This is a genomic window from Erwinia persicina, assembly GCF_014838825.1.
Lineage (GTDB): Bacteria > Pseudomonadota > Gammaproteobacteria > Enterobacterales > Enterobacteriaceae > Erwinia > Erwinia persicina_A.
In genome coordinates, this window is the sequence record NZ_JACYMO010000001.1 from 573,993 (window position 1) to 585,385 (window position 11,393).

At 56.7% G+C, this 11,393-nt stretch carries 10 protein-coding genes; 5 read left to right on the forward strand and 5 right to left on the reverse strand.

Annotated elements, in window-relative coordinates; all coding sequences use genetic code 11:
- Window positions 1-13: 13 nt before the first annotated feature.
- The 4 genes from fadD to IFU29_RS02680 all read right to left on the reverse strand — a co-directional run bounded on the left by fadD (window position 14) and on the right by IFU29_RS02680 (window position 5,238).
- A complete protein-coding gene (gene fadD / locus IFU29_RS02665) occupies window positions 14-1,699 on the reverse strand; it encodes a long-chain-fatty-acid--CoA ligase FadD (protein WP_191932547.1) in 1,686 nt (561 codons plus the stop codon).
- Between the two features lie 212 nt (window positions 1,700-1,911).
- Window positions 1,912-2,508: a Slp family lipoprotein gene (locus tag IFU29_RS02670; protein WP_191932548.1), complete on the reverse strand. Its 597-nt coding sequence runs from the start codon at window positions 2,506-2,508 to the stop codon at window positions 1,912-1,914.
- Between the two features lie 59 nt (window positions 2,509-2,567).
- Complete coding sequence (gene tsaB / locus IFU29_RS02675; protein ID WP_191932549.1) at window positions 2,568-3,269, reverse strand: tRNA (adenosine(37)-N6)-threonylcarbamoyltransferase complex dimerization subunit type 1 TsaB; 702 nt, start codon at window positions 3,267-3,269, stop codon at window positions 2,568-2,570.
- A gap of 34 nt (window positions 3,270-3,303) precedes the next feature.
- The gene (locus tag IFU29_RS02680) at window positions 3,304-5,238 is read right to left on the reverse strand and encodes a helicase C-terminal domain-containing protein (RefSeq protein WP_191932550.1); all 1,935 of its coding nucleotides are present in this window, start codon (window positions 5,236-5,238) and stop codon (window positions 3,304-3,306) included.
- A 135-nt stretch (window positions 5,239-5,373) separates the two neighbouring features.
- Between IFU29_RS02680 and IFU29_RS02685 the strand changes: the two genes are divergently transcribed.
- Window positions 5,374-5,718 carry a RidA family protein gene (locus tag IFU29_RS02685; RefSeq protein ID WP_191932551.1) on the forward strand — a complete coding sequence of 115 codons (345 nt, stop codon included), beginning with the start codon at window positions 5,374-5,376 and terminating at the stop codon, window positions 5,716-5,718.
- Window positions 5,719-5,753: 35 nt separating this feature from the next.
- Here IFU29_RS02685 and IFU29_RS02690 read toward each other — a convergent pair whose 3' ends face one another.
- Window positions 5,754-5,984, reverse strand: coding sequence for a YoaH family protein (locus tag IFU29_RS02690; RefSeq protein WP_191932552.1), 231 nt, complete (start codon window positions 5,982-5,984; stop codon window positions 5,754-5,756).
- 115 nt (window positions 5,985-6,099) lie between these two features.
- Here IFU29_RS02690 and pabB point away from each other — a divergent pair, with 115 nt between their 5' ends.
- The 4 genes from pabB (at window position 6,100) to IFU29_RS02710 (ending at window position 11,388) form a co-directional block, all read left to right on the forward strand.
- Window positions 6,100-7,467 (forward strand): aminodeoxychorismate synthase component 1, encoded by a 1,368-nt coding sequence (gene pabB / locus IFU29_RS02695; protein WP_191932553.1) that lies wholly within the window; start codon window positions 6,100-6,102, stop codon window positions 7,465-7,467.
- Entirely contained in the window at window positions 7,457-8,032 is a 576-nt protein-coding gene (locus tag IFU29_RS02700) for a CoA pyrophosphatase (protein WP_191932554.1), read from the forward strand. The genes pabB and IFU29_RS02700 overlap by 11 nt, the downstream gene beginning before the upstream one ends.
- 191 nt (window positions 8,033-8,223) lie before the next feature.
- Window positions 8,224-9,588 carry an L-serine ammonia-lyase gene (locus IFU29_RS02705; RefSeq protein ID WP_191932555.1) on the forward strand — a complete coding sequence of 455 codons (1,365 nt, stop codon included), beginning with the start codon at window positions 8,224-8,226 and terminating at the stop codon, window positions 9,586-9,588.
- Between the two features lie 237 nt (window positions 9,589-9,825).
- Window positions 9,826-11,388 carry an EAL domain-containing protein gene (locus tag IFU29_RS02710; RefSeq protein ID WP_191932556.1) on the forward strand — a complete coding sequence of 521 codons (1,563 nt, stop codon included), beginning with the start codon at window positions 9,826-9,828 and terminating at the stop codon, window positions 11,386-11,388.
- The last annotated feature ends 5 nt before the right edge of the window (window positions 11,389-11,393 follow it).

Below are 11,393 nucleotides of genomic sequence, written 5' to 3' on the forward strand. Positions count from 1 at the left end.
AAAACAGCCGTTGTCAGACTGACGGTTGTTGCGTTTTCATCGCTTCCTCGCGCAGTTCGCGGCGCAGGATTTTACCCACGTTGGTCTTCGGCAGCTCATCCCGAAACTCAACAATTCGGGGGATTTTATACCCAGTCAGATGACGCTTACAGTGGGCGATCAGCTCGTCTTTGGTCAGTGAGTCGTCTTTCTTCACCACGCAAATCTTCACTGTTTCACCCGCCGCATCATTCGGCACGCCGATGGCGGCAGCTTCACGGACTTTCGGATGCAGCATCAGAACATCTTCAATCTCGTTGGGATAAACATTAAACCCGGAGACCAGAATCATATCCTTTTTGCGATCGATAATGCGCAGGAAACCTTCGTGGTCAACGGTAACAATATCACCGCTGCGAAGCCATCCATTTTTTAAAACTTCCTCCGTCGCCTCCGACCGCTGCCAGTAACCCGCCATCACCTGCGGCCCTTTAATACAAAGCTCACCGGGCTCTCCCACGGGCACCTCATTCCACTCATCATCCACCAGCATGATATCGGTTGAAGGCACCGGCAGCCCGATGCTGCCGTTATGGCACTGAATGTCATAAGGGTTTACCGAGACCAGTGGCGAACACTCGGTCAGGCCATACCCCTCCAGCAGATAATGACCGGTGAGTTTTTCCCAGCGCTCTGCCACCGCTTTTTGCACCGCCATTCCTCCCCCGGCTGACAGCGTCAGGGTAGAAAAATCCAGCTTGTTAAATCCGTCATCATTCAGCAGCGCGTTAAACAGCGTATTGACGCCCGTAATGGCGGTAAACGGATATTTGCTTAACTCTTTAACCAGGCCCGGAATATCACGCGGATTGGTAATGAGCAGATTCGCGCCGCCCAGTTCAATAAACAACAGGCCGTTCACGGTCAGGGCAAAAATATGGTATAGCGGCAGCGCAGTAACCACCGTCTCCTCCCCGGCTTTTAACAGGGAGCCATAGGTGGCCTTAGTCTGTTCAAGGTTCGCCTGCATATTGCGGTGGGTCAGCATCGCCCCTTTCGCCACGCCGGTCGTCCCGCCGGTATATTGCAGAAAAGCGATATCGTCGTTGAGGATTTCCGGCCGGGTGTAAGTCATCTGCGCACCATTTTGCAGCACCTGACGGAACGAAATGGCGCCGGGCAGATAATACTTCGGCACCATCTTCTTGATGTATTTCACAACGAAGTTTACCAACGTGCCTTTCGCCGGGGAGAGCTGGTCGCCAAGGCGGGTCAGGATAACGTGTTTTACTGCGGTTTTGGCCACCACTTTTTCCAGCGTATGGGCAAAGTTGGAGACAATCACAATCGCGCTGGCACCGCTGTCGTTCAGCTGATGCTCAAGTTCGCGTGGCGTATAGAGCGGATTGACGTTCACCACAATCATACCGGCGCGAAGCACGCCAAACAGCGCGATGGGATACTGCAGCAGATTGGGCATCATCAGCGCCACACGGTCGCCTTTCTTCAGCCCGAGGCCCTGCTGCAGATAGGCGGCAAACGCCCGGCTGCGCTCGTCCAGCTGACGGAAGGAAAGGGTCTGCCCCATATTGATAAAGGCGGTCTGCGCCGCATAGCGGAGTGCTGCATGCTCGAAAAGGTCAATTAAGGAACCGTAACGATCGGGATTAATCTCAGCCGGCACATCGGCGGGATAGCGGTTTAACCAAACCTTATGCAAGGAATCACCTCGAAAATTATTATTTGTTGTCATCGCAGCCTCGACCGGTCGGCACTTGTTAACATTATTTTAACTCAGCGTACCAGTTTGCTCAGGTCTCTGTTTTGAGGTTGCGAAGTCCATCACTAAATTTCTCTCGTCCGGAGAGGATCAAAAAAAAGGCCGGTCCGCTGAAATCCAGCGGACCCGCCGATTAATGTCTGGCTTTTAACTTACTGGGTAAGGATGGTCTGTACCTGTGCCGGGCCGGTATTGTAGAAGCCCCAGGGGGCCGGCCCCCAGTAGCCGCCGCGGTGACGTCCGTATCCCGGGCCATACCAGATCCACGGATCGATAGGCTGAGGCGGGGTCACAATCTGCTGCGTCATGTGCCAGCGCTGATAACCCGTTACGCTAATCACCAGGAACTGATACCGGGCTTCACCGATTTTACCCTTTTCCGTCCCTTTGATGGTGCCAACAACCGTGACCATCTGCTGGTTAAAGTCGACCGGGTCGATAAAGCCATTCACATCGGCAAAAATACGGCCCATGGACGGTGAGCCCAGAATGGGCCGGGCCCCGTCGTCCAGCGGCATCGCGGCGATTTCCAGACGGGTCATCCCGTTGCGATTATCCACCTTGATCACTTTACCGCCAAAGCGTGACTCCTGGCCGGTAAACACCTCAGGCGCACTGAGCACCCGCACCAGATCCTGCTGTGGCGTCTCCGAATGCCCTTTAATGGAGTCGGGCACGGTGACACAGCCGCTTAACACCAGCGACGCTAAAAACAGAATGCTGCACTGCCAGACACTGGATTTACGCATAGACGCTCCCACGTTGTTATCCTACTTCGACTGTTGCCGGTTCAAATAGTTGCTCTGTACTACTCACGTCCGGGTAATTTTTTCCATGTCACTTCGTTACGAAGGTAGGTCGGCTCCGCGTGTTCCGGCGCAACCGTCATGCCAGCGGCCAGCGCCTGCTGCGCCAGCGGCAGCATATCTTCCGCACAGGGCAGCGTCACCGATGAGCGCGTCAGCACGAGGCCGCTGTTTTCTCCCAGCTGCGGCCAGGCCTGCCAGCCCGTCCCCACGCAGGTCCACTCTCCGCTCAGGGCCGCCATGCGCGCCGCTGCCGCGTCCGGTTTCAGCACCGCCTCACTCACCTCTCCCTGCCAGTTACCCTGCCCGTCCCGCTGGTATTCAGCCCAGTACACCTCGCCCATGCGTGCATCAATGGCGGCCAGCACCCGGGTCGCCCCGTGCAGCCGCCACGCGCTCTGCGCCATCGTCATCAGCGTCGAGATACCGATTAGCGGCAGTCCGGCCCCCAGAGAAAGCCCCTGCGCGATGCCGATGCCAATGCGGACGCCGGTAAAACTTCCCGGCCCCCGGCCAAAGGCCAGCGCATCCAGATCGTTCAGGGTGACGTCGCCTTCCTGTAAAATCTGCTGCACCATCGGCAAAATACGTTGCGTATGTTCACGCGCACAGAGTTCAAAATGTGCCAGCTGGTGCTGGTCATTCAGGAGGGCAACCGAGCAGGCTTCCGTGGCCGTATCAATGGCTAAAATTCGCGTGGACATAACAACCTCAGGGGAGAAAAATTTTCGGCGCGCATCATAGCACATCACCGTCGGAATGCTTACTGCCGCCCATTTTTTGCAGAAAATCTATCGCCTTTTGCAGGTCACGCGTGCGCGGCGTGGGCGGCAGGCTGTTCACAAACACCGCACCGTACGGACGCATTACCAGCCGGTTATCGCAGATCACCAGCACGCCACGATCGTCCACGTCGCGGATCAGACGTCCAACGCCCTGCTTCAGAGCGATAACCGCATCCGGCAGCTGCACGTCATCAAAAGGTTCTCCGCCGCGAATTTTGCAGTCTTCCATACGGGCTTTCAGCAGCGGGTCCTCAGGTGAGGTGAACGGCAGCTTGTCGATAATCACCAGCGACAGTGCATCACCGCGCACGTCCACCCCTTCCCAGAAACTGTTGGTGGCCACCAGCAGCGCATTGCCCGCCGCCACAAACTGTTTGAGGATCTGCCCCTTGCTGGTTTCCCCCTGCAGCAGCACGGGCAATGTCATGGTGGCCCGGAATTCAGCGGCCAGCTCGCGCATCACCTGATGGGAGGTACAGAGGAAGAAGCAGCCGCCGTCATTGGCTTCGATCAGCGGGCGCATCATCCTGGCCAGCTGTCGGGCACCGCCGGGCTGATTGGGTGACGGCAGATTTCTTGGCACGCACAGCAGGGCCTGACGGGCAAAGTCAAAGGGGCTGTTGAGGATCAGCGTTTCAGCTTTACTCACCCCCAGCCGCTCCACAAAGTGGGTCATCTGCTCGTTGACCGCGAGGGTGGCGGAGGTAAAGATCCAGCTTGCCGGACGCTCATCCATCACCTCGCGAAAACGATCGGAAACGGACAGTGGCGTCAGTGCCAGCACAAAGTTGCGGGCGTTGCATTCATACCAGTAGCTGAAACCCGGCTGGGTGGTGTCCTTCAGCCGCTTAAGCCGTCCCCGATACAGGGCCGCCCGCTCAAAAGCCGCATCCAGCAGCGCAGAGCGGCCCAGGGAGAGTTTCGCCACGTCGTAGCACAACTCCAGGGCATCATCGAGCAGCAGCAGTGCGCGCTGGATCTGCGGGTTACTCAACAGCTCACGCAGATTACCGCGAAACCCGGGGTCCCCTAAGGCAAGGCGGAAATCCTGGGCACTTTGCGCCAGCCGGTCCGCTGATTTCTGCAGCTGCTGCATATCCCGCACCTCGGTGCGGTAGGCGATGGTGATATCTTTCGCCAGGTCAAGCAGCTGGCGGCTGGAGAGCTGCTGGCCAAAATACTGGCTGGCAATATCCGGAACCTGATGCGCCTCATCGAAGATCATCACGTCAGCCTCGGGGATCAGTTCAGCAAAGCCGCTCTCTTTGACGACCATATCAGCAAGAAAGAGATGATGGTTGACCACCACCACGTCGGCATCCATTGCTTTACGCCGCGCCTTCACCACAAAACAGTCTTTGTACTGCGGGCAGTCGCTGCCCAGGCAGTTATCATTGGTGCTGGTCACCAGTGGCCAGATCGGGCTGTCTTCGGCCACGCCACCGCAGGTGCTGATATCACCGTCGACGGTTTCGTTCGACCAGCCACGCAGGTGTACCAGATCGCTCATCGCCTGGACCGCCAGCTCACCACCGGCCATCGACTGCTGTTCAAGCCGCTCAAGGCAGAGATAGTTTGAACGCCCCTTAAGCAGGGCCATGCTGCCTTTAAATTTCAGCGCCCTGGCCACCGTCGGCAGATCGCGGCTGTAAAGCTGGTCCTGCAGAGCTTTAGACCCGGTTGATACAATGACTTTTTTACCGGAACGCAGCGCCGGGGCAAGGTAGGCATAGGTTTTCCCCGTGCCGGTTCCTGCTTCAACCACCAGCTCACTTTTATTATCAATGGCCTGCGCCACCGCCGCCGCCATTTCGCGCTGAGGTTCACGCGGCCGGAAGCCGGGGATCGCCTGCGCCAGTGCGCCTTCTGCTGCAAAATCGTCTACCACATACCCTCACCACCTGGTCAATACTACTGTAATTATGTCAGTATCCGCCTGTGCACTCCACCCTTTAGGTGACAGATAACGGTAATCTGTGCCAGTCTGTCGCGGTTTTAAGCGCATTGAAAAAAAGGAACTCATATGACCATCGAACGTATCGATCCTGAACACAGGATGTCCGAAGCCGTGATCCATAACGATACGGTGTATTACACCAGCGTGCCGGAAAATCTGGATGATGATGCAGAAGCGCAGACGGCCAATGCCCTGGCAGTGATCGATAACCTGCTGACCCGCGTCGGTTCGGATAAAAGTAAAATCCTGGATGCCACCATTTTCCTGGTGGATAAAGCCGATTTCGCGGCGATGAATCGCGCGTGGGATGCGTGGGTGTCGCCGGGTAACGCGCCGGTGCGCTGTACGGTGCAGGCTAACCTGATGAACCCGAAATACCGGGTAGAAATTAAAATCGTTGCCGCACGATAATACATTCCCCTGCCGGGCCGGCAGGGGTTAACCACTTATTCGTCGTGCTCTTCTTCTTCTTCGTCGTGGTTATTGTCGCCCATATAATCTTCTTCATCCTCATCGAACATCACCGGGACGTGACCGCCGGTGTGGTTCTCACGGATTTCAGCGGCGACCAGCGTTATCGCCTCGCCGCTGCTCATTCCCTCTGACATCAGCTTCTGAATGCGTTCTACCGCGTCCTGCTGCTGCTCATGTGACAGCGCGGGTAATCCTGTAAACATAGTGACTCCTGAGGTGGTTTGCGGTGCGGATTATTCCACGGGCGACAAAGAGATGCCAGCGACATAAAAATATGTCACGCTTGGCGTATCAATGAATTTTGTCTGCTGAAGAGCTATGTCGCCTGTTTATCATTGTCTGAATTATACGCCAGATGCCATTGAGCATCATTTTTCCCGCCTCGCTCATCTCCCCTGGGCGATGCTGCTGCATTCCGGGTTTGCCGATCACGCTGATAATCGCTTCGATATTATGGTGGCCGACCCCCGCGTCACACTGACCACCCGCGGCAGTCACACCACCATTGATGCCGGTGGTGCGCAACAGCGTTCAGGTGACGACCCGCTGACGCTGCTGCAACAGCAGTTAGCCACCTGTGGACTGCAGGCTGAGCAGCACCCGGATTTGCCTTTTCAGGGAGGCGCACTGGGTCTGTTTGGCTATGACCTCGGCCGCCGTTTTGAACAGCTGCAGACCACGGCAGAGGCACAGCTGACGACGCCGGATATGGCCGTCGGGATTTATGACTGGGCGCTGATTGCTGACCATCAGCAACAGAAGCTGACGCTGGTGGTGCAGGGAGACCTCAAGGCACGCCTTCAGTGGCTGGACGCACAGCAGGCCCCGCCGGTTTCGGACTTCCATCTGATTGGCCCCTGGCGGGCCAATATGTCGCGTGAAGAGTACGGTGAAAAATTTCGTCAGATCCAGCAATGGCTGCTGTCTGGCGACTGCTATCAGGTCAATCTGGCTCAGCGCTTTGCCGCCCGCTATCAGGGTGACGAATGGCAGGCATTTTTACGTCTGTGCCGACAAAATCGTGCCCCCTTCAGCGCCTTTATTTGCCTGCCGGACAGCGTGATCCTCAGCCTGTCGCCCGAGCGTTTTATTAAACTCACTGGACAGCAGATTGAAACCCGACCTATCAAAGGCACCCTGCCACGGCTGGCCGATCCGCACGCCGACCGGTTGCAGGGAGAGAAGCTGGCGCAGTCGCCGAAAGACCGCAGTGAAAACCTGATGATTGTCGACCTGCTGCGCAACGATATTGGCCGCGTAGCCGTGCCGGGCAGCGTGAAGGTTCCGCAGTTGTTCGTCGTCGAACCCTTCCCGGCAGTTCACCACCTGGTCAGTACCATTACCGCGGAGCTGAAGCCCGCCCTGACCGCCTGCGACCTGCTCCGTGCCTGTTTCCCCGGCGGTTCCATCACCGGCGCGCCAAAAGTCCGGGCGATGGAGATCATTGAAACGCTGGAGCCCCAGCGGCGAAATGCGTGGTGCGGCAGCATAGGTTATCTCAGCGTCTGCGGGCGAATGGACAGCAGCATAACCATCCGCACGCTGATCGCCGAGCAGGGCACGCTTTACTGTGCGGCCGGGGGCGGCATCGTTGCTGACAGTGATGAAGCGGCGGAGTACCAGGAAACCCTGGATAAAGTGAACCGCATTCTGCCCTGTCTGGAGTCGTCGCCCGATGAGCCCTGATGACTCTGTTCTGTCGCAGTTTCTGACGCGCTTTCTGTTACAGCCTCCGGCAGAAGGCAAGCGTAACTTACCGCGCCGCCAGGCGGCGGTACTGGTGCCCATTATTGCCCACCCTGAACCGACCCTGCTGCTGACCCGCCGTGCCGCCACGCTGCGTAAGCATGCAGGCCAGGTGGCTTTCCCCGGGGGGATGAAGGACGACAGCGATGCCTCTCTGGTTGTCACGGCCCTGCGCGAAGCCTGGGAAGAGGTGGCAATCCCTCCTGCTGCGGTGAAGGTGATCGGTGTGCTGCCCCCGGTGACCAGCAGCACCGGTTTTCAGGTCACGCCGGTGGTTGGTGTGCTGCCCCCCGGTCTGCGCTGGCAGGCAAATGAGGGGGAAGTCGAGTCCGTCTTTGAGATGCCGTTGGAAGAAGCGCTGCGCCCAGGCCGTTACTCTGCGCTGGATATTCACCGTGCCGGTCAGACCCATCGCATCTGGCTGTCCTGGTTCGATGACTACTTTATCTGGGGTATGACAGGCGGGATTATCCGTCAGCTAAGCCTGCAAGTGGCAAAATCCTGAGAAATCGGCTAAAATGCAGCCATTAGTTGCTTCAAAAGCCGCCTTTACATTATTTTTCACCAGATTATTGCCAACGGGCGATCCAAATCACTGCAATACGGTGCTTTTTCATTTATATTTCTCGCAAAATGTGGGCACCCATTCTTACCTCTCCCACAGCGTGATTTAAAATCCTTACAGGAGCGTACAACGTGATTAGCGTTTTCGACATGTTTAAGATCGGCATTGGTCCGTCGAGTTCTCATACGGTTGGCCCAATGAAAGCCGGCAAACAGTTCGTCGACGATCTGGTGAACAATCGCCAGCTCTCCTCGGTGACGCGTATTGCTGTCGATGTTTACGGTTCCCTTTCCCTGACCGGTAAAGGGCACCATACTGATATCGCCATTATTATGGGTCTGTCCGGTGCCTCACCGGAAAGTGTGGATATCGACGGTATTCCAGCCTTTATTCGCGACGTTGAACAACGTCAGCGGCTGCTGCTGGCCAACGGGGCGCATGAAGTGGACTTCCCGCGTGAAGGGGGCATGGTGTTCCGCAGCGATAATCTGTCTCTGCATGAAAACGGTATGACCATTCACGCTTTTGCCGGTGAGCTGCGTATTTACAGCAAAACGTATTATTCCGTGGGTGGCGGCTTTATTGTCGATGAAGAGAACTTCGGCAAATCGGTAGTGAATGAAGTCTCCGTCCCCTACCCGTTTAACTCCGCAAAAGAGATGCTGGCCCACTGTCAGATGACCGGCCTGTCACTGTCCGGCATGGTGATGAAGAATGAGCTGGCGGTACACAGTCGCGCCGATATTGAAAGCTACTTCACTGACATCTGGCGCACCATGCGTGAGTGTATCGATCGCGGTCTGAATACCGAAGGCGTTCTGCCCGGGCCGCTGCGGGTGCCGCGCCGTGCGTCTGCCCTGCGTCGCCTGCTGGTCTCATCCGATAAAATGTCCAGTGACCCGATGATCGTCATCGACTGGGTGAACATGTTTGCGCTGGCGGTGAACGAAGAGAATGCTGCCGGTGGCCGCGTTGTCACCGCGCCGACCAACGGTGCCTGCGGTATTGTTCCTGCCGTGCTGGCGTACTACGATCACTTTATTGAGCCGGTGACCCCGGAAATTTTTACCCGCTACTTTATGGCCTCAGGGGCGATCGGCATTCTGTATAAAATGAATGCGTCGATTTCCGGGGCGGAAGTAGGCTGTCAGGGGGAAGTGGGGGTCGCGTGTTCGATGGCAGCGGCCGGTCTGGCAGAACTGCTTGGCGCCAGCCCGGAACAGGTTGCCGTTGCCGCAGAGATTGGCATGGAGCATAACCTGGGTCTCACCTGTGACCCGGTCGCAGGTCAGGTGCAGGTGCCGTGCATTGAACGCAACGCCATTGCCTCGGTGAAAGCCATCAACTCGGCCCGTATGGCGATGCGCCGCACCAGTGAGGCCCGTGTTTCGCTGGATAAGGTTATCGAGACGATGTACGAAACCGGCAAAGATATGAACGCGAAATATCGCGAAACTTCACGCGGTGGGCTGGCGATTAAAGTCCAGTGTGACTGATACCGACGCCACCCTCCCGGGTGGCGTTTTTTATTCCCCCTCACGAAAAATAATTCACCGCCCTGCTATCGCCAGCATCAGGAAATAGCTAAAGTGTTTTAGCGTGTTTGTGAGAGTAAGTTCCTGTTTTTGAGCCATTCAGCTTTTCTCTTCCGCACTACTAAACTTAATGCCTCAGTTGCCGATAATTGGTATTCGATCTCTGTGTACGCGTCTTGATCTTAAGGGTGGTTACTGATGCAAATGTCCCAGGAAGTATTCGGACAGTTTCGCCGTAAGCGATTACTTATCGCTGCGGTTGTTGCCGCGTTGGTGCTCATTCTCACATTAACCTTCCGTTTTCTGGAAGAGAAAAACCGGATAGAGCAGCAGTCGCGGACCTTTGCTGATAATGCTATCCAGCGCTTTGACCGCATGTTTTCGCCGCTGGATGTGGCGGCCAATAATACGATCGGACTGGTTGGCCTCACCTGTGGTGAAATCCGCTTTCCGCTGATTGAAAAACTGGCCTCCCTGCAGACGGTACGATCGATTCTGCTGGTGGATGAAGATCGCATTTACTGTTCCAGCATTTACGGCAGCGCTGATATTCCGTTTACCGACACGTATCCTGAGCTGGCGGTAAACAACCAGCGCATGCTGCTGGCGGTGGATGAGCATCTGATTAAAGGCTCACCGGTACTGCTGTTCTGGACGCCACGTTCACTGGATAACCGCTCAGGCATCATCCAGGTCATTAACATTGAGCTGATGACCAATTATCTGCTGGAGCCCACGCTGCCCTGGGTGGAACGGGCGATTTTCAATGTCGCCGGCAAGAGTCTGGAATACGGTAATCCGATGATTGAGCCTGCGGTACCGTCGGATGACGAAGTGAGTTACGAAGAGTCGTCGCTGCGTTATCCCTTCTCTATCACGCTGTTCGGCCCTTCGCCGTCGCGCCTGGCGCTGATGACCGTCCCTTCCCAGCTCCCGCTGGCGCTGCTACTCAGTTTACTGATGGGCTATATCGTCTGGCTGGCCACGGCCAACCGCATGAGTCTCTCCTGGCAAATCAGCTATGGCATCACCGCCCGTGAGTTTATGGTCTACTGTCAGCCGCTGATCAACGCCCGTACCGGTGCCTGTGACGGCATTGAGCTGCTGCTGCGCTGGCATAACCCCCGCCAGGGTTGGATCCCGCCTGACGTCTTTATTCCGCTGGCAGAACGGCAAAACCTGATCGCCCCACTGACGCGTTTTGTGATCGGTGAAGTGGTCAGGCACCTGCCAGACCTGCCGGCCTCTTCCTCGTTTCATATCGCCATTAACGTTGCGGCCAGCCACTTCCACGAGCGGGCGATCATCGACGATCTCCAACGCCTGTGGTGGCCGGCCAACCCGAAACCGCAGCTGATCGTAGAACTGACCGAACGGGACTCCCTGCCGGTGGTGGATCAGCGCGTGGTGTCGCATCTGCATGATATTGGCGTGAAGCTGGCGATCGATGACTTTGGTACCGGGCACAGCTCGCTTTCGTATCTGAAAACGCTCAGTCCGGATGTGCTGAAGATCGATAAAGTGTTCACCGCGGCTATCGGTACGGACGCCATTAATGCCACCGTAACCGATATGGTGATTTCCCTGGCACAGCGCCTGAATATCAGCCTGGTGGCCGAAGGGGTGGAAACAGCAGAACAGGCAGCCTACCTGCGCGAGAAAGGCGTAGATGTCCTGCAGGGGTATTTCTATGCCCGGCCGATGCCGTTAGGCGACTTCCCGGACTGGCTGATGAGTCATGATGAGTCGCTGGGCATCTGAGTCCG